The sequence below is a fragment of the Kitasatospora sp. NPDC001527 genome, from assembly GCF_040298605.1.
Lineage (GTDB): Bacteria > Actinomycetota > Actinomycetes > Streptomycetales > Streptomycetaceae > Kitasatospora.
In genome coordinates this window covers 1-22,954 of record NZ_JBEPAM010000067.1, presented here as the reverse complement: position 1 = coordinate 22,954, position 22,954 = coordinate 1, and the positions used below count along the sequence as shown (strand labels likewise).

General features: G+C 73.4%; 19 protein-coding genes and 2 pseudogenes. 12 read left to right on the top strand and 9 right to left on the bottom strand.

Going from position 1 to position 22,954, the window contains the following annotated elements:
- Window positions 1-9: 9 nt before the first annotated feature.
- Window positions 10-489 (bottom strand): SRPBCC family protein, encoded by a 480-nt coding sequence (locus ABT238_RS35455; protein WP_350571294.1) that lies wholly within the window; start codon window positions 487-489, stop codon window positions 10-12.
- Between the two features lie 107 nt (window positions 490-596).
- On the opposite strand from ABT238_RS35455, the gene ABT238_RS35450 reads away from it, so the two are divergent.
- Window positions 597-917 carry a hypothetical protein gene (locus ABT238_RS35450; protein ID WP_350571295.1) on the top strand — a complete coding sequence of 107 codons (321 nt, stop codon included), beginning with the start codon at window positions 597-599 and terminating at the stop codon, window positions 915-917.
- Between the two features lie 7 nt (window positions 918-924).
- Here ABT238_RS35450 and ABT238_RS35445 read toward each other — a convergent pair whose 3' ends face one another.
- Complete coding sequence (locus tag ABT238_RS35445) at window positions 925-1,497, bottom strand: Uma2 family endonuclease (RefSeq protein ID WP_350804888.1); 573 nt, start codon at window positions 1,495-1,497, stop codon at window positions 925-927.
- A gap of 127 nt (window positions 1,498-1,624) precedes the next feature.
- Window positions 1,625-3,556 carry a ricin-type beta-trefoil lectin domain protein gene (locus tag ABT238_RS35440; protein ID WP_350804884.1) on the bottom strand — a complete coding sequence of 644 codons (1,932 nt, stop codon included), beginning with the start codon at window positions 3,554-3,556 and terminating at the stop codon, window positions 1,625-1,627.
- Between the two features lie 187 nt (window positions 3,557-3,743).
- Here ABT238_RS35440 and hutU point away from each other — a divergent pair, with 187 nt between their 5' ends.
- Genes hutU through hutI form a run of 4 tightly spaced genes read left to right on the top strand, consistent with a single transcriptional unit; the run spans window position 3,744 to window position 9,241 of the window.
- The gene (hutU, locus tag ABT238_RS35435) at window positions 3,744-5,429 is read left to right on the top strand and encodes a urocanate hydratase (protein ID WP_350804881.1); all 1,686 of its coding nucleotides are present in this window, start codon (window positions 3,744-3,746) and stop codon (window positions 5,427-5,429) included.
- A gap of 17 nt (window positions 5,430-5,446) precedes the next feature.
- Window positions 5,447-6,649, top strand: coding sequence for an allantoate amidohydrolase (locus ABT238_RS35430; RefSeq protein WP_350804934.1), 1,203 nt, complete (start codon window positions 5,447-5,449; stop codon window positions 6,647-6,649).
- A complete protein-coding gene (locus tag ABT238_RS35425; protein ID WP_350804876.1) occupies window positions 6,640-8,016 on the top strand; it encodes a formimidoylglutamate deiminase in 1,377 nt (458 codons plus the stop codon). Before ABT238_RS35430 ends, ABT238_RS35425 begins: the two co-directional genes overlap by 10 nt.
- Before the next feature lie 55 nt (window positions 8,017-8,071).
- Complete coding sequence (gene hutI / locus ABT238_RS35420; RefSeq protein WP_350571320.1) at window positions 8,072-9,241, top strand: imidazolonepropionase; 1,170 nt, start codon at window positions 8,072-8,074, stop codon at window positions 9,239-9,241.
- A 61-nt stretch (window positions 9,242-9,302) separates the two neighbouring features.
- Here the strand turns inward: hutI and ABT238_RS35415 are convergent, their stop codons facing one another.
- Entirely contained in the window at window positions 9,303-11,393 is a 2,091-nt protein-coding gene (locus ABT238_RS35415; protein WP_350571304.1) for a S9 family peptidase, read from the bottom strand.
- A 120-nt stretch (window positions 11,394-11,513) separates the two neighbouring features.
- Entirely contained in the window at window positions 11,514-13,022 is a 1,509-nt protein-coding gene (locus tag ABT238_RS35410) for a peptide MFS transporter (protein WP_350571306.1), read from the bottom strand.
- 329 nt (window positions 13,023-13,351) lie between these two features.
- Between ABT238_RS35410 and ABT238_RS35405 the strand changes: the two genes are divergently transcribed.
- Together ABT238_RS35405 and ABT238_RS35400 are read left to right on the top strand one after the other, a co-directional pair.
- Window positions 13,352-14,026 (top strand): response regulator transcription factor, encoded by a 675-nt coding sequence (locus tag ABT238_RS35405; RefSeq protein ID WP_030300686.1) that lies wholly within the window; start codon window positions 13,352-13,354, stop codon window positions 14,024-14,026.
- 48 nt (window positions 14,027-14,074) lie between these two features.
- The gene (locus ABT238_RS35400) at window positions 14,075-15,322 is read left to right on the top strand and encodes a sensor histidine kinase (protein ID WP_350571307.1); all 1,248 of its coding nucleotides are present in this window, start codon (window positions 14,075-14,077) and stop codon (window positions 15,320-15,322) included.
- A gap of 9 nt (window positions 15,323-15,331) precedes the next feature.
- Here ABT238_RS35400 and ABT238_RS35395 read toward each other — a convergent pair.
- Both ABT238_RS35395 and ABT238_RS35390 read right to left on the bottom strand, forming a co-directional pair.
- Window positions 15,332-15,625, bottom strand: a pseudogene (locus ABT238_RS35395) (ester cyclase); the annotation flags it as partial.
- A gap of 122 nt (window positions 15,626-15,747) precedes the next feature.
- Window positions 15,748-16,323 carry a GtrA family protein gene (locus ABT238_RS35390; RefSeq protein ID WP_350571308.1) on the bottom strand — a complete coding sequence of 192 codons (576 nt, stop codon included), beginning with the start codon at window positions 16,321-16,323 and terminating at the stop codon, window positions 15,748-15,750.
- A 280-nt stretch (window positions 16,324-16,603) separates the two neighbouring features.
- Between ABT238_RS35390 and ABT238_RS35385 the strand changes: the two genes are divergently transcribed.
- The 3 genes from ABT238_RS35385 to ABT238_RS35375 are packed head-to-tail and all read left to right on the top strand — an operon-like array spanning window position 16,604 to window position 19,487.
- Window positions 16,604-17,722, top strand: coding sequence for a 5-(carboxyamino)imidazole ribonucleotide synthase (locus ABT238_RS35385; protein WP_502884386.1), 1,119 nt, complete (start codon window positions 16,604-16,606; stop codon window positions 17,720-17,722).
- Complete coding sequence (gene purE / locus ABT238_RS35380; protein WP_350571311.1) at window positions 17,719-18,243, top strand: 5-(carboxyamino)imidazole ribonucleotide mutase; 525 nt, start codon at window positions 17,719-17,721, stop codon at window positions 18,241-18,243. The genes ABT238_RS35385 and purE overlap by 4 nt, the downstream gene beginning before the upstream one ends.
- Window positions 18,244-18,266: 23 nt before the next feature.
- Window positions 18,267-19,487: a dipeptidase gene (locus ABT238_RS35375; RefSeq protein WP_350571313.1), complete on the top strand. Its 1,221-nt coding sequence runs from the start codon at window positions 18,267-18,269 to the stop codon at window positions 19,485-19,487.
- A 67-nt stretch (window positions 19,488-19,554) separates the two neighbouring features.
- Here ABT238_RS35375 and ABT238_RS35370 read toward each other — a convergent pair whose 3' ends face one another.
- Window positions 19,555-19,968, bottom strand: a complete 414-nt coding sequence (locus tag ABT238_RS35370; protein ID WP_350804845.1) for a CoA-binding protein — start codon at window positions 19,966-19,968, stop codon at window positions 19,555-19,557.
- Between the two features lie 73 nt (window positions 19,969-20,041).
- The gene (locus ABT238_RS35365; protein ID WP_350571317.1) at window positions 20,042-21,379 is read right to left on the bottom strand and encodes a UDP-glucose dehydrogenase family protein; all 1,338 of its coding nucleotides are present in this window, start codon (window positions 21,377-21,379) and stop codon (window positions 20,042-20,044) included.
- A 169-nt stretch (window positions 21,380-21,548) separates the two neighbouring features.
- Between ABT238_RS35365 and ABT238_RS35360 the strand changes: the two genes are divergently transcribed.
- Entirely contained in the window at window positions 21,549-22,739 is a 1,191-nt protein-coding gene (locus ABT238_RS35360; RefSeq protein ID WP_350571318.1) for an LCP family protein, read from the top strand.
- A gap of 93 nt (window positions 22,740-22,832) precedes the next feature.
- Window positions 22,833-22,954, top strand: a pseudogene (locus tag ABT238_RS35355) (acyl-CoA dehydrogenase); the annotation flags it as partial.

Below are 22,954 nucleotides of genomic sequence, written 5' to 3'. Positions count from 1 at the left end.
GCTGCCGGATCAGGCTTCGAGGGTCCGGCGGATCCTCTCCAGGGTGGTCCGCATGCCCGCCCGGTTGGCCGCCGCCCGCCGCTCCGGACGGACCCCGGTGAACACCCTGCCGAGCAGTTCGGCGACCGGTGCCCCGCGCCCGGTCCGCAGGTCCCGCCAGTACTCGGTGAGGGTGGTGCCGCCGTCCCCGCCGGGCGCGATGCGGTAGCCCCACTGGGCGATCGGCAGCCCGAACGACTCCACCCGGAAGGCGAACTCGCGACCGGGCTCGGCCGTCGTCACCCGGCAGGTGGTGAACCAGACGTACAGGCCGCGGCGGTTGAAGCCGACGAACCGGTCACCGGCCCGCAGCGGGCCCCGGCGGGCCCACACCGCCCGGCACTCGGGACTCCACTCACCGGTCCGCCGCACCGTGCTGACAGCGCGGTAGACCACCGCCGGCTCCACCGCCACGCCGACGCTCTCCTCGATGCCCCACTCGCGGTCCATGCCCGACCTCCCCGTCCGGATCGCGGCCCGTGCGCCGCCCCGGTGACCGTACCCGCAGGTTGGCGATCCGCCCAGGGCGGGCATCACTCCAGTCAGGGGGTGCCGCCATGCGCGTGATCCACGAGATGAAGTTCGTCGGCCGGCTCGCCTCCGGAGCCGACGAGTGGTCCTGCCCGACCTGCGGACGCCGCGTCACCCTGCGCCGTCTGCCCGATCCCGAACTCACCGTCCTCGACCCGGGCGACCAGGCCGTCGTCCACGTCGGCGTGATCGAACCCGACGCCCGCGCCGCCGCCGTCGCCGAACAGTACGGCCTCGGCCCCGTCCAGGAGATCCCCCGCCCGCCCCGTCCCTCGGCCCCCGACGAGGCCGACCGCCGCTGGCTGGAGGAGATCGGCATCCACTGGGACGACGACGCCGCGGCGTGACGGGAGGTCAGCGCTTGGGGGTGTACAGCGGCAGGTCGGACGTCTGCAGCTCGGCGGGAAGCGGCGCGGTGAGCGGGATCGGCTCGCCGTACTTGCCGTGCAGCACGCCCTGATAGGCGTTGTCCCGCGGGCGGGTGTAGAGCGTCCAGACGCCCTCGCGCGGGTCGACGGCGAGCAGGACGCCCACTCCCGCCGTCGCGTACCAGTCGGTCTTCGTGGCGACTGCCCGAACGCCCTCGGAGTTGGAGATCACCTCCATGGCGAAGGCGGCCTCCCGCGGATCGGCCAGCCACTCGTCGTCGCGGTCCCAGTCGACGGGGAGGATGACCAGGTCGGGGGTGACGTAGTCCTCCTCGTTGCCCGGCATGTAGATCGACGACACCTCGTACGCGCCGAGATCGCCGGGGAGTGCCGGTTCGAGCTGCCGACGGAGCAGCCGGACGGTCCCGGCGTGCTTGCCGCGCGGGGTGGGAGCCATCACCAGGGTTCCTCCGATGATCTGCACTCGGAGGCCGGTGCTCCGTTCGATCTCCTCGGCGGCGTCACGGAGTCTTCCCGGCCGCACGGTGATGGCCGTCATCGCGTCCTCCATTCGTCGGCGCCCGGCCGAGTGGCTGCTGCCCGCCGGGTTCAGCCTAGCGCGCGCGGATGCGGCAGGGCCCCGCCGTGTGGGGGTGGCGGGGCCCTGCCGGTGTGGGGGTGGGGGATCAGACGAGGCGTGTGGCGGAGACGGTGAAGTCGAACCGCTGGTTGGCTCCGCCGTTGCAGTCCCACAGGACGAAGCGGGTGCCGTCGGTGGTGTTGCCCCAGGGGAGGTCGAGGCAGCGGCCGGACTGCGGGTTGAGCAGCGAGCCGTCGGTGCGCGGCAGCCAGACCTGGTTACCGCCGCCGTTGCAGGTCCAGAACGTGGTCGCGGCGCCGTTGGCGGTGCCGTTCGCGTAGGCGTCGAGGCACAGGTTGCCCCACCTGAGGGTCCCGTCCGAGGAGTGGCTGGTGAAGGACTGGGTCGAGGACGATCCGCAGTTCGCGACGCGGACCGGCGCGCCGGGCTGGTCGGGGCTGCCCGCGGCGGTCGCGCACTTGGCCCGGTCGAGTCCGAGCCGGTAGCTGGACTGCCAGCCCTGCGGCGGCGCGGCGGCCCGCCGGAGCACGGCGACGTCACTGAGCTCGCCCTTGAACCGCGCGTTCGGCTCGCCCTGGTAGCGGTACTGCCCGAGCTGGAAGGCGCCGGTGGCCTGGAAGGAGTCGCGGGCGGCGTGGTGACCGGTGGCCACCACAGTGCCGTTGACCTGCAGGGAGATCTGCTCGGTCCGGGCGTTGTAGGCCACGCTCAGCTGGTTCCAGACGCCGGGCGTGAAGCTGTCCCGGCCCGCCGCGTAGGGCGTGACCTGGTCGTAGGACCAGGAGTCGTCGTCCTGCCGGCCCAGCGCGGCGTGCCAGCGGCCGTCGCTCGGGTCGGCCCAGAGCGCGAAGGCGCTCGACCGCGCGCCCTGCTGGCTCAGGACGACGCCGCCCTCGGCGGTGGGCTTGGCCCAGGCGGTGACGGTGAAGCTCTCCCGGGTGTCGATCAGCGGACGGTCGGCGGAGAGCGCTCCGGTGCCGTCCAGGGAGGCGACCGTGGCGGGGCCGGGAGTGCTGCTTCCGTCCGGGGCCGTGAACGGGCTGTGGTTGTCCACCCAGGTGACGCCGGGACCGGCCGCCAGCGGGGCGGTGCCGGCGGCGTCGGAGCCGGGGCTCTCACGGCCGAGCTGCCACTGGTGCTGCGGGTCCGCCAGGTCCCCCAGCAGCGGCTGGCCGGGGTAGGCGAAGGTCGGGATGACGACCTCGGCGGAGTAGTTGCCGGCCTGGTCCACGTCGCGCACGCGGAGCGCGGCCGAGTTCGGCTGGGGCAGGGGGACGTCCAGGTCGACGGTCGGCCAGGAGAGGCTGCCGGGCCATCCACAGCTCGCCCTGGTCCACGGGCCCGTTTCGCCGGTGCGGTACTCCAGGCAGCCGTGGCCGGAGGTGTAGATGCGTTCCCAGCTGTAGGAGTCTTGGACCTGGAAGGTGAGGCGGTTCGTGCCGGCCTGCGGGGTGCTCGTCGACAGCAGCGAAATCCGGGGGCCACGGTGGTCGACCCGGAAGTGGCAGTCGGTGGTGGCCGCGGAGCGGTTGCCGTCGGCGTCCGTGCCGACCACGTTCCAGGAGTAGGCGTGGCCCTCGACGAGCTTGGTCGGGTCGAGGGCGAACTCGGCCTGCGTGCCGGGGGCGAGCCCGCCCACCCGGCCGGTGAGCACGTCGGTGTTCGGGGCCGCGGTGTCGCGGACGTGGAACTCGGCGCCGAGCGCGGCGGAGGAGCCGTTCAGCGTGGCGGTGAGGCTGCTCGTGCCGCCGGGCAGCCAGCCCCACTGGTCGGTGCTGGCGATGCCGCAACTGTCGGTGCGGGTGTCGGGATAGAGGGTGCCCGGTGAGAGCGGGGCGACGCGGGTGCCGGTGGGCGTCTCCACCGGGGCGGGCTCCGCGGCCCGGGCGAGCGAGGCGCCGGCGAGCGGGGCGCCGGCGAGCAGGCCGGCGGCGAGGGCGAGGACGCTGCCGCGGGCAGCCGTCCGGCGGACCCGTCGGCCCGGCGGAGGCGCGAACGGGCGTGGCAGAGCAGACATGGTGGTACCCCCCAGGAATCGTCCGGGCAGAGCCGCCCGAATTCGTTCGTATGCAGCATGACGTCGGCCCCGGGGGCCGTCAACCATGTTCGGGATCGGATCGTCCGGACTCTGGCCGGAGGCTGGATGTTTGGATATATTCAGCCGAGTCGAGCCTGAATGAATTCATCCGCAAGGAGGCCGGGACATGGTGCAGCAGGCGAGCGGGCCGCGAGAGGTACGGGCGGCGCGGGGGACGGGGCTGACGACGCAGGGGTGGCAGCAGGAGGCGGCCCTGCGGATGCTGATGAACAACCTCGACCCCGAGGTGGCCGAGCACCCGTCGAAGCTGGTCGTGTACGGCGGCACCGGCAAGGCGGCGCGCGACTGGCGGTCCTTCGACGCCATGGTCCGCACGCTGCAGGGGCTGAAGCAGGACGAGACCATGCTGGTGCAGTCCGGCCGGCCGGTCGGCGTCATGCAGACCCACGAGTGGGCGCCGCGCGTGCTGATCGCCAACTCCAACCTGGTCGGCGACTGGGCCAACTGGGAGGAGTTCCGCCGTCTGGAGAGCCTCGGGCTCACCATGTACGGGCAGATGACCGCCGGATCGTGGATCTACATCGGCACCCAGGGCATCCTCCAGGGCACCTACGAGACCTTCGCCGCCGTCGCCAACAAGAAGTTCGACGGCACGCTGGAGGGCACCATCACCCTCACCGCCGGCCTCGGCGGCATGGGCGGCGCCCAGCCGCTGGCCGTCACCATGAACGGCGGCGTGGCGATCTGCATCGACTGCGACCCGTCCCGGATCTCCCGCCGGATCGAGCACCGCTACCTGGACGTCGAGGCCAAGGACCTCGCCCACGCGCTGGAGCTCGCCACCGCCGCGCGCGACAAGCGGCAGCCGCTCTCCATCGGCGTGCTCGGCAACGCCGCCGAGCTGGTCCCGCAGCTGCTCGCGATGGACGCGCCGATCGACATCGTCACCGACCAGACCAGCGCCCACGACCCGCTGGCCTACCTGCCGGTCGGCGTCGCCTTCGACGACATGGCCGCCTACGCCGCCGAGAAGCCCGCCGAGTTCACCCAGCGCGCCCGCGAGTCGATGGCCCGGCACGTCGAGGCGATGGTCGGCTTCCAGGACCGCGGCGCCGAGGTCTTCGACTACGGCAACTCGATCCGCGGCGAGGCCCAGCTGGCCGGCTACGACCGCGCCTTCGCCTTCCCCGGCTTCGTCCCCGCCTACATCCGCCCGCTGTTCTGCGAGGGCAAGGGCCCGTTCCGCTGGGCCGCGCTGTCCGGCGACGCCCGCGACATCCACAAGACCGACCAGGCCGTCCTCGACCTCTTCCCGGAGAACGAGTCGCTGGCCCGCTGGATCCGGATGGCCCAGGAGAAGGTGCACTTCCAGGGCCTGCCCGCGCGCATCTGCTGGCTCGGCTACGGCGAGCGCGACAAGGCCGGCGAGCGCTTCAACGACATGGTGGCGAGCGGCGAGCTGTCCGCCCCCATCGTCATCGGCCGCGACCACCTGGACTGCGGCTCGGTCGCCTCCCCCTACCGGGAGACCGAGGCGATGCTGGACGGCTCCGACGCGATCGCCGACTGGCCGCTGCTCAACGCCATGGTCAACGTCGCCTCCGGCGCGTCCTGGGTCTCCATCCACCACGGCGGCGGCGTCGGCATCGGCCGCTCGATCCACGCCGGGCAGGTCACCGTCGCCGACGGCACCGCGCTGGCCGGCGAGAAGATCCGCCGGGTGCTCACCAACGACCCGGGCATGGGCGTCATCCGGCACGTCGACGCCGGCTACGACCGGGCCGAGGAGGTCGCGGCCGAGCGCGGCGTGCGCGTCCCCATGGCCGAGCAGAGCCCGACGGGTGAGCTGTGACGCCGTCCTTCGAGGAGATGTGGGCGGAGCTGCTCCCGGTGGGCCGCTCCGCCGCGTCCGGCGGCTACCGCCGGTTCGCCTGGAACGCCGCCGACGCCGAGTGCCGCGCCTGGTTCGAGCAGCAGGCCCGTGACCGGGGCCTCGGCTACGAGCTGGACCGCAACGGCAACCAGTGGGCCTGGCTGGGCGATCCGGAGGAGGGCGACGCCGTCGTCACCGGCTCGCACCTGGACTCCGTCCCCGACGGCGGCGCCTTCGACGGCCCGCTCGGGGTGGTGTCCTCCTTCGCGGCGCTGGACGAACTGCGCGCCCGGGGCGCCCGGTTCGCCAGGCCACTGGCGATCGTCAACTTCGGCGACGAGGAGGGCGCCCGGTTCGGCGTGGCCTGCATCGGCTCCCGGCTCACCACCGGCCTGCTGAGCCGGGAGGCCGCGTACGGGCTGCGCGACGCCGACGGCGTGCGGCTGCCCGACGCGATGGAGCGGGCCGGCCAGGACCCGACGGCGATCGGCGCCGACGGCGAGCGGCTGGCCCGGATCGGCGCCTTCGTCGAACTCCACGTCGAGCAGGGCCGCCACCTCGCCGAGCACCAGCCGGTCGGCGTCGCCTCGGCGATCTGGCCGCACGGCCGCTGGCGGTTCGACTTCCACGGCGAGGCCAACCACGCCGGCACCACCCGGATCGAGGACCGCCGCGACCCGATGCTGACCTACGCCACCACGGTGCTCGCCGCCCGCAAGAAGGCGAAGCTCGCGGGCGCGCTGGCCACCTTCGGCAAGGTCGCCGTCGAGCCCAACGGCACCAACGCGATCGCCTCCCTGGTGCGCGGCTGGCTGGACTCCCGGGCGGCCGACGAGGCCACCCTCACCGCGCTGGTCGGGGAGATCGAGCGGGCCGCCGCCGAGCGCGGCGGGCGCGACGGCGTCCGGGTCGAACTGACCCGTGAGTCCTACACCCCGGTGGTGGACTTCGACGGCCCGCTGCGCGACCGCCTGGCGCGGGTCGTCGGCGGGAAGGAGGGCCCGGGCGGCGCCCCCGTGCTGCCCACCGGCGCGGGACACGACGCCGGGATCCTGGCATCGGCCGTGCCGACCGCCATGCTGTTCGTACGGAACCCGAGCGGCGTCTCGCACTCCCCGGCGGAGCACGCCGAGACCGCCGACTGCCTGGCCGGGGTCGCCGCCCTCGCCGACGTACTGGAGGACCTGGCGTGTCAGTAGGCCGTGCCGCAGGCGCGCAAACGACAACCTTCTGGGCGCAGTACGCCTGGCTGCCGTACGTCAACGGGCCGGTGGTCGAGCAGGACGTCCTGATCAACACCGGTGCCGGCGGCAAGATCGCCAAGGTGCAGCCGGACAGCGGGCCCTGCCCGCCCGGCGCCGTCCGGCTGGAGGGCCTGCTGCTGCCGGGCCGGGCCAACGCGCACTCGCACGCCTTCCACCGGGCGCTGCGCGGCCACGTCCAGGTCGGCTCCGGCACCTTCTGGACCTGGCGCGACACCATGTACCGGTTCGCCGGCGCCCTCGACCCGGACCGCTACCTGGCGCTCGCCACCGCCGCCTACGCCGAGATGGCGCTCGCCGGGATCACCGCCGTCGGCGAGTTCCACTACCTGCACCACGCGCCCGGCGGCGCCCGCTACGACGACCCCAACGCGATGGGCGGGGCCCTGATCGAGGCCGCCGCCCGGGCCGGCATCCGGATCACGCTGCTGGACACCTGCTACCTGTCCTCCGGCTTCGGCGCCGAGCCGACCAAGCCGCAGCGCCGGTTCAGCGACGGCGACGCCGACGCCTGGGCCGAGCGGGCCGACGCCCTGCGCGGGCGCGAGCACGCCCGGATCGGCGCCGCCATCCACTCGGTGCGCGCCGTGCCCGCCGAGCAGCTGGGCACCGTCGCCCACTGGGCGGCGATGCGCCGGGCGCCGCTGCACGTCCACCTGTCCGAGCAGACCGCCGAGAACGACGCCTGCCTGGCCGCGCACGGCGTCACCCCGACCCGGCTGCTCGCCGACCACGGCGCGCTCGGCCCGCGCACCTCGGCCGTGCACGCCACCCACCTCACCGAGGAGGACGTCAAGCTGCTCACCGACTCCTCCACCACCGTCTGCATGTGCCCCACCACCGAGCGGGACCTCGCCGACGGGATCGGCCCGGCCCGGCAACTGGCCTCCGGCGGCTGCCCGATCACCCTCGGCAGCGACAGCCACGCCGTCGTCGACCCGTTCGAGGAGGCCCGGGCGCTGGAGCTGGACGAGCGGCTGCGCACCCGCACCCGCGGGCACTGGACGGCGAACGCGCTGCTGCGGGCCGGCTCGGAGGACGGGCACGCCTCGCTCGGCTGGCCCGAGGCCGGGCGGATCGAGGCGGGGGCGCTGGCCGACTTCACCGTGATCGCGCTGGACTCGGTGCGCACCGCGGGCCCGGCGCCGCGGCTGGGCGCGGAGACCGCGGTGTTCGCGGCCTCGGCGGCGGACGTGCGGCACGTGGTGGTCGGCGGGCGGCACGTCGTGCGGGACGGCGTGCACCAGCTGGTGCCGGACGTGCCGGGCGCGCTGAAGTCCTCGATCGACGCCCTGAGTTGCTGAGCTGCTGTCGTTGCTGCTGTCGTTCTCCGAAAGGCATGACGTGACCTCCCCGAGCATTCCGAGCACGCTGATCACCGGCATCGGCACACTGGTCACCAACGACCCCGCGTACGGGACCGGGCCGCTCGGCCTGCTCACCGACGCGGCGGTGGTGATCGACGGCGACGCCGTCGCCTGGGTCGGCCCGGCCGCCGAGGCGCCCGCCGCCGACGAACGGTTCGACGCGGCGGGCCGCGCCCTGCTGCCCGGCTTCGTCGACTCGCACGCCCACCTGGTGTTCGCGGGCGACCGCACCGCCGAGTTCAACGCCCGGATGTCCGGGCAGTCCTACTCGGCGGGCGGCATCCGCACCACCGTGGCCGCCACCCGGGCCGCCGCCGACGCCGAGCTGGACGCCAACCTGGCCCGGCTGGTGCGCGAGGCGCTGCGGCAGGGCACCACGCTGGTCGAGTGCAAGTCCGGGTACGGGCTCACCGTCGAGGACGAGTCCCGGGCGCTGCGGATCGCCTCCTCGTACACGCCGGAGACCACCTACCTCGGCGCGCACGTGGTGGCGCCGGAGTTCGCGGACGACCCGGCCGGCTACGTGGAGCTGGTCACCGGCCCCATGCTGGACGCCTGCGCGCCGTACGCCCGCTGGGTGGACGTGTTCTGCGAGAAGGGCGCCTTCGACGGCGACCAGGCGCGGGCGATCCTGACCGCCGGGATGGAGCGCGGGCTGACGCCCCGGGTGCACGCCAACCAGCTGACGTACGGCCCGGGCGTGCAGCTGGCCGTCGAGCTGGGGGCGGCCTCCGCCGACCACTGCACCCACCTGACCGACGAGGACGTGGCCGCGCTGGCCGGCTCCTCGACGGTGGCGACGCTGCTGCCGGGCGCCGAGTTCTCCACCCGGGCGGTCTACCCGGACGCGCGCCGGCTGCTGGACGCGGGGGCGGTGGTGGCGCTGTCCACCGACTGCAACCCGGGCTCCAGCTTCACGAGTTCGATGGCGTTCTGCATCGCGGTGGCGGTGCGCGAGATGGGCATGACGCCGGACGAGGCGCTCTGGTCGGCGACGGCGGGCGGCGCGCACGCGCTGCGGCGCACGGACGTCGGCGCCGTGCGGGTGGGCGCCCGGGCGGACCTGCAGCTGCTGGACGCGCCCTCGCACGTGCACCTGGCCTACCGGCCGGGCGTGCCGCTGACGGCGGCGGTCTGGCGCGCGGGCGTGCGCGAGGTCTGAGCGGCCCGAGCGGTGTGACGGCGGGGCCGGGGACGGGCGTTCCCCGGCCCCGCCGCCGTGCTCAGAGCCGCAGCGCGCGCCGCAGGAAGGCGAGTTCGTGCAGCAGCAGGTTCTCCGCCACCGATTCGTCGGTGGGCCGGTGGCCGGTGCCGCGCAGCGGGAGCACCTCGTGCGGGCGGCCCGCGGCGAGCAGGGCGGCGGAGAACCGCAGGGCGTGGACGGGCAGCACGTTGTCGTCGGCGAGGCCGTGGGCCAGCAGCAGCGGGCGGCGCAGCGTGGGCGCGTCCGAGAGCAGGGAGCAGGCGTCGTAGCGCTCCGGGTGCTCGTCGGGGTGGCCGAGGTAGCGCTCCTGGTAGTGGGTGTTGTAGATCCGCTGATCGGTGGCCGCGGCGCCGGTGGAGGCCGCGTGGAAGACGTCGGGGCGGCGCAGGACGGCGAGCGCGGCGAGGTAGCCGCCGTAGGACCAGCCGCGGACGGCGACCCGGTCGAGGTCGAGCAGGCCGGGCCGCAGCCGGGCGGCCTCGTGCAGGCCCTCGACCTGGTCGGCCAGGGCGGGGCCGGCCTTGTCCCCGGCGATCGCCTTCTCCCAGCGCGGGCCGCGCCCGGGGGTGCCGCGGCCGTCGACGGCGAGCACGGCGAAGCCCTGGTCGGCGAACCACTGGGAGGCGAGGTCCCACCAGTGCGGGGCGGCGGTGACCTTCTGCAGGGCGGGTCCGGCGTAGGGGTCGAGGAGGACGGGCAGCGGGCCGTCGCCGTCGCGGTGGCCGGCGGGCAGGAAGAGCGTGGCGCGCAGTTCGCGGGGGCCGAGCCGGAGCAGCTCGGGGCGGGAGGTGAGGGCGGGCGTCTCGGCGCGGGAGGCGAGGGTGCGGGCGGCGGGCAGGCCGTCGCGGTGGACGGTGGTGCGGCCGGTGGGCGCGCCGGGCGTGCGTGCGGTGTGGACGAGCGTGCCGTCGCGGCGCGCGCCGGTGTGCACTCCGGGCTCGTCGCTCAGCCGGACGGCGCCCGTGACCGGGTCCCATGACCACAGGTGGGTCTCGGTCGGCTCGTCAGTGGCGGTGAAGAGCACCTGCTCGCCGTCGGTGCCGAGCACGGAACGCACCTGCAGTCCGGCCGGGGTGACGGGCTCGCCGTCGACGGTGAGGTGCCGGGTGTCGCCTTCGTCGGCGGCGTCGACGAGGGCGCCGGCGGCGGTGCGGGCGGGCAGTCCGGGGAGCAGGGCGACCCAGTGCTCGTCGCGCCGCTCGGCGAGGACGCGGGTGGCGCCGTCGGCGGGGTCGATCGCGAGGGTGAGCACGGTGCGCTGGTCGCGGCTCTGCACGGCGGCGTACGGGCCGTGCCCGTCCCAGCCGGCGGCGGTGAGGTACTCGTACCCGGCCCGGTCCCAGCGGACCTCGGTGCGCCCGCCGTCGAGACCGAGCAGCCAGAGGGTGACCTCGGCGTTGGCGGTGCCGGCCAGGGGGTAGCGGATGACGCGGGGCGGCCGGGCGGGGTCGGCCGGGTCGGCCAGGTGGAGGCGGGTGACCGGGCGCTCGTCGACCCGGGCGACCAGCAGCCGGGTGCCGTCGGGCGACCACCAGTGGGCGCGGGTGCGGTCCATCTCCTCGGCGGCGACGTACTCGGCGACGCCGTAGCGAACGTCCTCGGCCTCGGGTCCGGCGAGCGCGCGGTCCTCGCCGCCGTCGGCGGTGACGACGCGCAGGGCGCCGTTGCCGACGTAGGCGATCCGCAGGCCGGACGGGTCGGGGCGGGGGTCGTACACCTCGGTGGCGGTGGGGACGCGGCGGACCTCGCCGGTGGCGGTGTCGGCGAGCCAGAGGCCGCCGCCGAGGGCGAAGGCGGCGAGCCGGCCGGCGGCGTCGGTGGCGTACGCGGTGATGCCGCGGGCGTGGACGTGGGCGCGTTCGCGGCGGATCCGCTCGGCCTCGGGCAGATCGGCGTCGGAGTCCGCCGCGCCGAGGACCGCCGGGTCGGCGAGCAGGCGTTCGTCGCCGCTTCCGGTGTCGAGGGCCCAGAGGCAGGTGACGGGGTCGTCGCCCGCCCGGCTGCGCAGGAAGAGCACGGTGCGCCCGTCGGCGCCGATGGCCGGCTGGGAGGGGGCACCGAGGCTGAGCCGGGCGCGGGCGAGCTGACGGGGTATCGAGTCGGTCGGCATGGGGCACCATAGGCACACCCACGGGGCCGGGTCGAGGGGGCAGGGCGGGGGGAGAACGCGACCGGGGCCGCCGCGGATCTCAGGAATCCGCGACGGCCCCGGGGCCGGGTGGGAGGGACGTCAGTGGACGTCGCCCATCAGCGCCACGACCTTGCGGCGCTGGGTGTAGAGGGCGATGCCGGCGGCGATCGCCATGCCGCCCTGGACCGCGAAGTACCAGGTGGAGCCGACCACCTCGTCGCCGAGGACGAGCTGGAAGATGGCCGCGACGCAGTCGCCCGCGGTGACCGCGAGGAACCAGACGCCCATCATCTGGCTGGCGTACTTGGCCGGCGCCAGCTTGGTGGTGACCGACAGGCCGACGGGGGAGAGGGTCAGCTCGCCGACGGTCTGGATCAGGTAGACCATGGCCAGCCAGAGCGGCGTGACCTGGGTGCCGCCGGAGGCGGCGGCCATGGCCAGCATCATGACCATGAACGAGGCGCCGATCATCAGCAGGCCGAAGGAGAACTTCGCCGTGGTGCTGGGGTTCTTGGAGCGGCGGGCGAGCGCCACCCAGATCCAGGCGAAGACCGGGGCCAGGGCCATGATGTACAGCGGGTTGAGCGACTGGAACCAGCTGGACGGGAAGTCGAAGCCGAACAGCGTCGACGAGGTGTGGTCCTGCGCGAAGATGTTCAGCGTCGAACCGGACTGGTCGTAGATCATCCAGAACACGGCGGCGGCGACGAAGAACCAGATGTAGCCGCTCATCCGGGACTGCTCGGTCGCGTCGAGGTCCTTGTCGCGCTTCACCTTGGCGAAGACGAAGACCGGGATCGCCAGGCCGGCGATGGACAGCGGCCAGATCGCCCAGTTGATGGTGAAGTGGCCGGTCAGCGCGACGACGGCGTAGAAGACGGCGGCGACGGCGAGCCAGAGGCCGGCCTTCTTGAAGATCGCGCTCTTCTCGGCGGCCGAGATCGGCGAGGTGACCACGTCGCTCTTGGCGCTCAGGTGGCGGGTGCCGAGCAGGAACTGGGTGAGGCCCAGGGCCATGCCGACGCCGGCGAGGGCGAAGCCCAGGTGCCAGTCGACGTTCTGGCCGATGGTGCCGATGACCAGCGGGGCGGCGAAGGCACCGAGGTTGATGCCCATGTAGAAGATCGTGAAGCCGCCGTCCCGGCGCGGGTCGTTGGGCCCGTCGTAGAGGTGGCCGACCATCGTGGAGATGTTCGCCTTGAGCAGGCCGGAGCCGATCGCGATGAACGCGAGGCCGCCGAAGAACGACACGCTGACCGGCAGGGCCAGCAGGAAGTGGCCGATCATGATGATCGAGCCACCGAGGGCGACGGTCTTCCGGGCGCCGAGGAAGCGGTCGGCGATCCAGCCGCCCGGGAGGGCCAGCAGGTAGACCATCGCGGTGTACACGCTGTACACCGCGCTCGCGACGGCGAGCTTCATGCCGAGGCCGCCGTCGGCGACGGAGGCGGTCATGTAGAGCACCAGCAGGGCACGCATGCCGTAGTAGCTGAAGCGCTCCCACATCTCGCTCATGAAGAGCGTGGCGAGGCCCCGGGGGTGCCCGAGGAAGGTCTTGCCGCCGGAAGAGGCCGACTGTATGCCGGACTCCATGGTCGTAGACGCCATGAGTAGTGGTTCCTTGCCTGACAGCGTCCGCCAAAGGGGGTGGCGGCGGACGTGGACAGAACCACTCTACGTGGCGACATTTGGCGTTATCAGCTGACAAAAGATGCCAATAAGGTATGGCGATAGTAAAGACAGCGACAGATTTGCTTCGCCGATCCATGGTAAGACCGGCCAAATTCCTTCGGATGCAAGATCAAAACGGAAGATCTTCGCCGAACGAGCGGCCCGGGCGTGTCGGTTGAGGGTGGATCGCCCTCCGTATAACGATCACGCAGTGTGAACTACCTCACGGAGCGGACGGCCATACCCGGGACGACTACCATCACCACATGACCTGTGTGCTGCTCGCCGAGGACGACCCGGCGATCTCCGAACCGCTCGCCCGGGCCCTGCGCCGCGAGGGCTACGAGGTGCTCGTCCGCGAGGACGGGCCGTCCGCACTGGCCGCGGGGCTCGGCGAGGAGGTCGACCTCGTCGTCCTCGACCTCGGTCTGCCCGAGATGGACGGCCTGGAGGTCTGCCGCCGGCTGCGCGCCGACGGCCGCAGCTGCCCCGTGCTGGTCCTCACCGCCCGCGCCGACGAGGTCGACACCGTGGTCGGCCTGGACGCCGGCGCCGACGACTACGTCACCAAGCCGTTCCGCCTCGCCGAGCTGCTCGCCCGGGTCCGGGCCCTGCTGCGGCGCGGCAACGTCGACCAGCTCACCACCGGCGCCCACGGCGTCAAGATCGACATCGAGTCGCACCGCGCCTGGCTCGGCGAGGAGGAGCTCACCCTCTCCGCCAAGGAGTTCGAGCTGCTGCGGGTGCTCGTCCGGGACGCCGGCCGGGTGGTCACCCGCGAGGAGATCATGCGGCAGGTCTGGGACACCACCTGGTGGACCTCCACCAAGACCCTGGACATGCACATCTCCTGGCTGCGCAAGAAGCTCGGCGACGACGCCGCCAACCCCCGCTACATCGCCACCGTGCGCGGGGTGGGCTTCCGCTTCGAGAAGAATTAGCCCCACCGGGCGCCCCGGACGGGCGCCCACGACCACGGGAGCGGCAGCGTGAAACGCCGGATGATCAACTCGCTGCTGTGCGTCGTCCTCGTGGTCGTCGTGGTGTTCTGCGTCCCGCTCGCCCTGGTCGAGAAGCGCACCATCGTCAACAGTGCCCAGGACCGGGTGGACGCCGCCGCCGTACGGGTCCTCGCCCTGGTGGAGAGCCGGCTCGCCGCCAGGGAGCCGGTCACCGGCGACAAGTTCGCCAACCAGGTCTCCGAGGGCCAGTACGTCGAGGTCGAGATCCCCGGCCAGGGGACCGTCTCCAGCGGCCGGCGGCCCGACAACGACCACGTGCTCACCGCCGTCGAGCGCGGCGCCAGCGGCGAGACCGTCACCGTCGCGCAGTCCCGCGAGGCGGTCGACCACGAGATCGCCAACATGCTGCTGCTGCTCGGCGTCGTCGCGCTGCTCGCCGTGCAGGCCGCCGTCGCCCTCGCCGTCTGGCAGGCCAAGCGGCTGGCCCGCCCGCTCACCGACCTCGCCGAGACCGCCGAACGGCTCGGCTCCGGCGACCCGCGCCCGCGCGACCGCCGCTACGGGGTGCCCGAACTCGACCGGGTCGCCGAGGTGCTCGACACCAGCGCCGAGCGGATCGCCCGGATGCTCACCGCCGAACGCCGGCTCGCCGCCGACGCCTCGCACCAGCTGCGCACCCCGCTCACCGCGCTCTCCATGCGGCTGGAGGAGATCACCGCGCTCGCCGAGGAACCGGAGACCGTCAAGGAGGAGGCGACCATCGCCCTCCAGCAGGTCGAACGGCTGACCGACGTCGTCCAGCGGCTGCTCACCACCCAGCGCGACCCGCGCAGCCCCACCGCCGTCGCCTTCGACCTCGACGACGTGGTCAAGCAGCAGGTCGAGGAGTGGGGGCCGTCGCTGCGCGGCACCGGCCGGGTGCTCCAGGTCGAGGGCCTGCGCGGGGTCAGCGTCGTCGGCACCCCCGGCACGGTCGCCCAGGTGCTGGCCACCCTGATCGAGAACTCGCTGATGCACGGCGCCGGCACGATCACCCTGCGGGTGCGGCCGTCCGGGACGTCGGCGGTCGTCGAGGTGCAGGACGAGGGCCCCGGGGTGCCGCCCGAGCTCGGCAACCGGGTCTTCGAGCGCGCGGTCAGCGGCCGCAACTCCACCGGCATCGGCCTCGCCGTCGCGCGCGACCTCGCGGAGGCGGACGGCGCGCGGCTGGAGCTGCTCTCGCTGCGGCCGGCGGTGTTCGCGCTCTTCCTGGGGCGCAGCCAGCGCGAGGGCTGAGGCGCGTCAGAGCCGGTCGTCCCGGACCACGTCCAGGTCGGTGAAGGTGGGCGGCGCGTCGCAGAGCGCGACCATCTCGCGGTAGATCCGGTCGGTCTCGGGCAGGCCCGAGTTGCGCATCGCGGCCTCGTACGACGGGAACTCGACGATCTCCACCACGTGCCGCGGGTCGGAGCGGTCGGTGGCGACCATCGCGTGGTCGGCGGTCCGCCGGCCCTCGGTCTGCTCGGCCCAGCGGTCCATCAGGCCGTTGAGCTCGTCGAGGTGGTCGGTGCGGCAGTCGATGATCTGGACGAAGGTCATGGCGAGCCTCCTGCGTCCCCCGCGGCTTCGATCGTTCGCCGGCCGTGCTCGCCCTCCGCCACCACTGTCCCCCGCCGCCGCACCGGCGGCAAGCGGGGGGCGGGAGCGGACGGGGGAGGGGCCTACTCGGCCTTGGCGAACCGGATCTGCTCGGCGGCCAGCATCAGCTCGGCCTGGGCGACCACGCCACCGGCCGGGGCGTCCGGCCCGGACCGCTCGGCGCGCGCCTCGGCGAGCTGCTCCTCGGTCGGCTCCGGGACGGCCTTGAACACCCAGGTGCGGTAGGAGATGAAGCGGAACACCGTGCCGAGCGCGAGGCCGCCGACCTTCGCGGCCAGCTGCTCGAAGTGCGAGGAGAGCCCCAGCACGTACACCGAGAAGCCGAGCACTCCGGTCTCGATCAGCATGCCGGCGCCGCTGAACAGCAGGAACAGCGTGATCTCCCGCTTGCGCGAGGCGGCGTCCCGGTCCCGGTACAGCCAGTAGCGGTAGCCCAGGTAGTTGGTGGCGATCGCGACCAGCGTGGCCACGATGTTGGAGCGCAGCGAGGCCAGGTGCAAGCCGTTGATGCAGATCCAGAAGACGACGAAGTTCACCACGACACCGCTGAGACCGACCAGGCCGAACTTCACCGCCTCGCCCGACAGGCCGCGCAGTTTCTGCGTCAGCGAGGGGTTCGACGCCGTGGTCGTCGCCATACCGGGCTGCCTCCATGTGCCTGCGGACGAAAGGGTGCCGAGGCCTGGGTGCCGTCAACCCCTTGAGCCCTGCGTGCACGCACATGATCGGATCGCGCATATCAGGACCTGGCCGACCAGGCTACCCGGTTCCACCGATCGGCTCAGCCCCTCGGGCGCTACCACATCGGCCCGTCCTCTGGGACGCGGTTGCGCGGGGAGCGGTTCCACGGCCTCCGACCGGCCCGGATATCCTGGCGGGGTGACTTCCCCGGGCAACGCGAATTTTCCAGTGGTGGGCATGATCGGCGGCGGGCAGCTTGCCCGCATGGCACACCAGGCGGGCATCCCGCTCGGAGTCCGGTTCAAGCTCCTCGCCGACACTCCCCAGGACTCGGCGGCGCAGGTCGTCTCCGACGTCGTCCTCGGCGACTACCGAGACCTCGACACCCTCCGGCGCTTCGCCGCCGGCTGTGACGTGATCACCTTCGACCACGAGCACGTGCCGACCGAGCACCTGCGGGCCCTGCAGGCCGACGGCGTCGCCGTCCGGCCCGGCCCGGACGCGCTGGTCAACGCCCAGGACAAGGGCGTCATGCGGGCCAAGCTGGACTCCATCGGCGTCCCCTGCCCACGGCACCGGATCGTCGCCGACCCGGCCGACGTCACCGCGTTCGCCGCGGAGGGCGCCGGGTACCCCGTCGTGCTCAAGACCGTCCGCGGCGGCTACGACGGCAAGGGCGTCTGGGTGGTCGGCGACGAGGAGGAGGCCGCGGCCCCGTTCCTGGCCGGCGTCCCGGTGCTCGCCGAGGAGAAGGTCGACTTCGTCCGCGAGCTGGCCGCCAACGTGGTCCGCTCGCCCAGCGGCCAGGCCGTCGCCTACCCGGTGGTGGAGAGCGTCCAGGAGAACGGCGTCTGCGCCGAGGTCACCGCTCCCGCGCCCGGCCTCGACCCGGCCCTGTCCGACGAGGCCCAGCAGCTCGCCCTGCGGATCGCCGGAGAGCTGGACATCACCGGCCACCTCGCCGTCGAGCTGTTCCAGACCCGCGACGGCCGGATCCTGGTCAACGAGCTGGCCATGCGGCCGCACAACTCGGGGCACTGGAGCCAGGACGGCGCCGTCACCTCGCAGTTCGAGAACCACCTGCGGGCCGTCCTGGACCTGCCGCTCGGCGACCCGCGGCCGCGCGCCAAGTGGACGGTCATGGTCAACGTCCTGGGCGGCGACTACCCGGACATGTACCACGCCTTCCTGCACTGCATGGCCCGCGACCCCGGTCTGCGGATCCACATGTACGGCAAGGACGTGAAGCCCGGCCGCAAGGTCGGCCACGTCAACGTCTTCGGGGACGACCTCGACGACGTCCGTGAGCGCGCCCGCCACGCGGCCGCCTACCTGCGAGGAACGATCACCGAATGACACATCCGCTTGTTGGCATCGTCATGGGCTCGGACTCCGACTGGCCCGTCATGGAGGCCGCCGCCCAGGCCCTCGACGAGTTCGAGATCCCCTACGAGGTCGACGTCGTCTCCGCGCACCGGATGCCGCGCGAGATGGTCGCCTACGGCGAGAACGCCCACAAGCGCGGGCTGAAGGCGATCATCGCCGGTGCCGGCGGCGCCGCCCACCTGCCGGGCATGCTCGCCTCCGTCACCCCGCTGCCGGTGATCGGCGTGCCGGTGCCGCTGCGCTACCTGGACGGCATGGACAGCCTGCTGTCGATCGTCCAGATGCCGGCCGGCGTGCCGGTGGCCACCGTCTCGGTGGCGGGAGCCCGCAACGCGGGCCTGCTGGCGGTGCGGATGCTGGCCGCCTTCGACCCGGAGCTGACCGAGCGGATGACCGACTTCCAGGCCGAGCTGAACGGCCAGGCCACCGAGAAGGGCAAGAAGCTTCGGGCCAAGGTGGCGGGTTCCTCCTCCTTCGGCTTTGGAAAGTAGTCTCATCGGATACAACAGCTCGTATGACCTCTGAGCTGCTGGACTCCACCCCCGCCCTGCTGGAACGCGCCAAGGCCGTCCTGCGGGCCGCCCCCGTGGTGGACGGCCACAACGACCTCCCCTGGGCGATGCGCGAACAGGCCGGCTACGACCTGGACGCCCTCGACCTGGCCGCCGACCAGAGCGACCGGCTGCACACCGACCTCGCCCGCCTCACCGCGGGCGGGGTCGGCGCGCAGTTCTGGTCGGTCTACGTGCCCAGCCGGCTCGCCGGGGACCACGCGGTCAGCGCCACCCTCGAACAGATCGACTTCGTCCACGCCCTGGTCGACCGCTTCCCCGAGCGGCTGCGGCCGGCGCTCACCGCCGACGACCTGGAGGCCGCCCGCGCCGAGGGCCGCATCGCCTCCCTCATCGGCGCCGAGGGCGGCCACTCCATCGACTGCTCGCTCGCCACCCTGCGCGCCCTGTACGCGCTCGGCGTCCGCTACATGACGCTCACCCACAACGACAACACGCCCTGGGCCGACTCCGCCACCGACGAGCCCGTCTCCGGCGGCCTCACCGCCTTCGGCGAGGAGGTCGTCCGGGAGATGAACCGGCTCGGCATGCTGGTCGACCTCTCGCACGTCTCCGCCGACACCATGCGCGACGCGCTGCGGGTCAGCGAGGCGCCGGTGCTGTTCTCGCACTCCTCCTCGCGCGCCGTCTGCGACCACCCGCGCAACATCCCGGACGACGTGCTGGCCCAGCTCCCCGGCAACGGCGGCGTCGCGATGGCCACCTTCGTGCCCAAGTTCATCCTGCCCGCGGCCATCGAGTGGACCGCCACCGCGGATGAGAACATGCGCGCCCACGGCTTCGACCCGCTCGACACCACCCCCGCCGGGATGGCCTGCCAGCGCGCCTTCGAGCGGACCAGCCCCCGCCCGGTCGCCACCGTCGCCACCGTCGCCGACCACCTCGACCACATGCGCGAGGTCGCCGGCGTCGACCACATCGGCATCGGCGGCGACTACGACGGCACCGCCTTCCTCCCGGACGGCCTCGACGACGTCGCCGGCTACCCCAACCTGATCGCCGAACTGCTGCGCCGCGGCTGGTCCGAGACCGACCTCGCCAAGCTCACCTGGCACAACGCCGTCCGCGTCCTGCGCGACGCCGAGACCACCGCCGCCCGCCTGCGCACCGAGGGCCGCACCCCCTCCCTCGCCACCCTCGGCCTCCACGGCCTGGACGCCTGACGCCCTGACGCCTGACGCCCTGGCGGCCGAAAGCGGGCCGCAGACCGGCCGCAGCCGGGCCGCGGGCTCAGTCCAGCCGCGGGATCTCGATGGCCGGGCACTTGTCCATGACCATCTCCACCCCGGCGGCCGTGGTCCGCGCGTACGCCGCCTCGTCCACCACGCCGAGCTGGAACCAGACGGCCTTCGCCCCGGCGGCCACCGCCTGGTCGGCGACCTCGCCCGCCAGCTCGCTGTTCACGAACACGTCCACCACGTCGACGGGGAACGGGATCTCGGCGAGCGAGCGGTAGCCCGGCTCGCCGAGGACCGTCTCGGCCTTGGGGTGGACGGGCACGATCCGCTTGCCGTAGCGCTGCAGCTCCCGCGCCACGCCGTACGCGGCGCGGGCGGTGTTGGTGGACAGGCCGACCACCGCCCAGGTGTCGCCCTGGGCGGTGAGGATGGAGCGGACCGTCGCTTCGTCGCCGTAGTTCGTCATGGTCGGGGCAACGACGGGGTGCGGCCCCGGATTCCCCGCCGGCCGGGGATCCCCCCGGTCGGCGGGGCGGGCGTCAGCTGGGGCGGCCGAGGGCGCGGTAGGTCCAGCCGGCCGCGCGCCAGGCGTCGGCGTCGAGGACGTTGCGGCCGTCGAGCAGGCGGCGCTCGGCGACCACCGCGCCCAGTTCGGCCGGGGCGAGCTCGCGGAACTCCTTCCACTCCGTGAGGTGCAGGACGACGTGCGCGCCCTCGGCGGCCTCCAGCGCCGAGGGCGCGTAGGCCAGGCCCGGGAACATCTTGCGCGCGTTGTCCATCGCCTTGGGGTCGTAGACGGTGACCTGCGCGCCCTGCAGCTGGATCTGGGCGGCGACGTTGAGCGCGGGGGAGTCCCGGATGTCGTCCGAGTTGGGCTTGAACGCGGCGCCCAGGACGGCGACCCGCCGGCCCAGGAAGCCGCCGTCGCACTGCTCGCGGGCCAGCTCGACCATCCGGGAGCGGCGGCGCATGTTGATCGAGTCGACCTCGCGCAGGAAGGTCAGCGCCTGGTCGGCGCCCAGCTCGCCGGCCCGCGCCATGAACGCCCGGATGTCCTTGGGCAGGCAGCCGCCGCCGAAGCCCAGGCCGGAGTTGAGGAACTTGCCGCCGATCCGCTCGTCCAGCGCGAGCGCCGCGCTCAGCTGGGTGACGTCGGCGCCGGCCGCCTCGCAGACCTCCGCCATCGCGTTGATGAAGGAGATCTTGGTGGCCAGGAAGGAGTTGGCGGCGGTCTTCACCAGCTCGGCGGTCGCGTAGTCGGTGACCAGGAACGGCACCCCGGCGCCGATCGGCTCGGCGTACACCTCGCGCAGCACCCGCTCGGCGCGTTCGCTGCGGGCGCCGACCACGATCCGGTCCGGGCGCAGGGTGTCCTGGACGGCGAAGCCCTCGCGCAGGAACTCCGGGTTCCAGGCGAGCTCGGCGTCCTCGCCGACCGGGGCCAGCGCGGCCAGCCGCTCCGCCAGCCGGCCCGCCGATCCGACCGGCACGGTGGACTTGCCGACCACCAGCACCGGGCGGGTCAGGTGCGGGGCCAGCGCGTCGATCGCGGCGTCCACGTAGGACATGTCGGCGGCGAACTCGCCCTTGCGCTGCGGGGTGTTGACGCAGACGAAGTGCACGTCGCCGAACTCGGCGGCCTCCTGCGCGGAGGTGGTGAACCGCAGCCGCCCGGTCGAACCCTCGTGTCCGGCCACGTGCTTGAGCAGCAGTTCGGACAGGCCCGGCTCGTACATCGGGACCTGGCCGGCGGTCAGGGTGGCGATCTTCTCCGGGTCGATGTCCAGCCCGAGCACCTCGAAGCCGAACTCCGCCATGGCGGCGGCGTGGGTGGCGCCGAGATAGCCGGTGCCGATCACGGAGATGCGGAGGGTCACGGTTTCCCCTTAGGGCGGGCGACGGACGGCACGGCACCCCGGGTGGTGACCGCGCCCACCGATGCTATCCGGCTGCCGGGGGAGGGCCCAGACGGCCGCTCGGGCCCCGGTTCCGGCCGTTGTCCGCAAAGCCCCGCGCGCGGGACGGGGCCGACGGCACAATACGCCCATGGAGCCGGTGGACGAACCCTCGGACGAGCCCGTGCGGCCGTCGGCGCCCTCCGGGCTGAGCCTCTTCCGGCCCCGGGAGCACCCGGGGGAGCCCGGGGACGGGCCCGGCGACGCCCCGGAGGACGGGTCCGACGCACCGGAGCCCGGCGCCGAGCCGCCGGCCCGGCGCCGCCGCACCCGCCGGGTCCTGCTCTGGACCCTCTCCACCCTGCTGGTGCTCGTCCTCGGCGGCTGCGGCGCCCTCTGGTGGACGGCCGAGCACTACGCCTCCTCCGTCCGCCGCATCCCCGACGCCTTCCCGGCCGTGCCGGAGTCCGCCCAGCCGAGGCCCGTCCCCGGCAGCGGCCTCAACCTCCTGCTGGTCGGCCTGGACGCCCGTTCCGACACCCCCACCACCGGCAGCGCCGCCAAGGCCCCGGTCTGGCAGGCCGGCGCGGCCCGCAGCGACACCATGATGCTGCTGCACCTCTCCGAGGACCGCCGCTCCGCCACCCTGGTCTCGCTGCCCCGGGACACCTGGGTGCCGGTGCCCGGCCACGGCGAGGCCAAGCTGAACGCCGCCTACGCCTGGGGCGGCCCGGCGCTGATGACCGAGACCGTGCAGAACCTCACCGGCATCCGCGTCGACCACCTCGCCGTGATCGACTGGAACGGGTTCCGGGCCCTCACCGACGCGGTCGGCGGCGTCGACATCACCGTCGCGCGCACCATCGAGGGCGTCGGCGAGGCCCGCGCCTGGGAGGCCGGCACCCACCACATGGACGGCGCCACCGCGCTGCTCTACGTCCGCGAGCGCTACGGCCTGCCCGGCGGCGACCTCGACCGCACCAAGCGCCAGCAGAACTTCCTGCGGGCGCTGATGCTCAAGGTCATGGACTCCGGCACGCTCACCAGCCCGTCGCGGCTCGGCGGCCTGCTGGGCACGGTCGGCGAGGTGGTCAGCGTCGACGACCGGCTCTCCAACACCGACCTGTTCCAGCTCGCCTGGAGCCTGCGCTCGTTGCGCGCGGACGGCGTGCGCTTCCTGAACGCGCCGTTCGGCGGCTTCGCCACCCGGGACGGGCAGAGCGTGGTGCTGCTGGCCGACCGCCCGGCCGAGCGGCTCTGGGAGGCGGTCCGCAACGACCGCACCGAGCAGTACTTCCAGGAGCACCGGGCCGGCGACACCCTGGGCGCGGACGTCGACTGACCTAGGCAGCCGCAGGTCGGAGGCCTAGGATCTACTGAACGGTAGTTAACCGGTTCCACAGTCGGTGACGACGATTCTCCAGAGGCAGGCATCATGGCGGGCAGCGCAGGGGCGGCGGAATTCGATCTCTTCCGGGTCTCCGAGGAGCACGGGATGCTCCGTGAGGCGGTGCGTTCGCTGGCCGAGGCGAAGATCGCGCCGTTCGCGGCGGACGT

What these genes read in the sequence shown, in the direction of transcription:
- ABT238_RS35370 (WP_350804845.1), bottom strand. Translation starts at nt 19,968, where the DNA reads ATGACGAACTACGGCGACGAAGCGACGGTCCGCTCCATCCTCACCGCC.
- ABT238_RS35450 (WP_350571295.1), top strand. Translation starts at nt 597, where the DNA reads ATGCGCGTGATCCACGAGATGAAGTTCGTCGGCCGGCTCGCCTCCGGA.
- ABT238_RS35405 (WP_030300686.1), top strand. Translation starts at nt 13,352, where the DNA reads ATGACCTGTGTGCTGCTCGCCGAGGACGACCCGGCGATCTCCGAACCG.
- ABT238_RS35430 (WP_350804934.1), top strand. Translation starts at nt 5,447, where the DNA reads ATGTGGGCGGAGCTGCTCCCGGTGGGCCGCTCCGCCGCGTCCGGCGGC.
- purE (WP_350571311.1), top strand. Translation starts at nt 17,719, where the DNA reads ATGACACATCCGCTTGTTGGCATCGTCATGGGCTCGGACTCCGACTGG.
- ABT238_RS35445 (WP_350804888.1), bottom strand. Translation starts at nt 1,497, where the DNA reads ATGACGGCCATCACCGTGCGGCCGGGAAGACTCCGTGACGCCGCCGAG.
- ABT238_RS35360 (WP_350571318.1), top strand. Translation starts at nt 21,549, where the DNA reads ATGGAGCCGGTGGACGAACCCTCGGACGAGCCCGTGCGGCCGTCGGCG.
- ABT238_RS35390 (WP_350571308.1), bottom strand. Translation starts at nt 16,323, where the DNA reads ATGGCGACGACCACGGCGTCGAACCCCTCGCTGACGCAGAAACTGCGC.
- hutU (WP_350804881.1), top strand. Translation starts at nt 3,744, where the DNA reads ATGGTGCAGCAGGCGAGCGGGCCGCGAGAGGTACGGGCGGCGCGGGGG.
- ABT238_RS35415 (WP_350571304.1), bottom strand. Translation starts at nt 11,393, where the DNA reads ATGCCGACCGACTCGATACCCCGTCAGCTCGCCCGCGCCCGGCTCAGC.
- ABT238_RS35375 (WP_350571313.1), top strand. Translation starts at nt 18,267, where the DNA reads ATGACCTCTGAGCTGCTGGACTCCACCCCCGCCCTGCTGGAACGCGCC.
- ABT238_RS35455 (WP_350571294.1), bottom strand. Translation starts at nt 489, where the DNA reads ATGGACCGCGAGTGGGGCATCGAGGAGAGCGTCGGCGTGGCGGTGGAG.
- ABT238_RS35440 (WP_350804884.1), bottom strand. Translation starts at nt 3,556, where the DNA reads ATGTCTGCTCTGCCACGCCCGTTCGCGCCTCCGCCGGGCCGACGGGTC.
- ABT238_RS35410 (WP_350571306.1), bottom strand. Translation starts at nt 13,022, where the DNA reads ATGGCGTCTACGACCATGGAGTCCGGCATACAGTCGGCCTCTTCCGGC.
- ABT238_RS35385 (WP_502884386.1), top strand. Translation starts at nt 16,604, where the DNA reads ATGATCGGCGGCGGGCAGCTTGCCCGCATGGCACACCAGGCGGGCATC.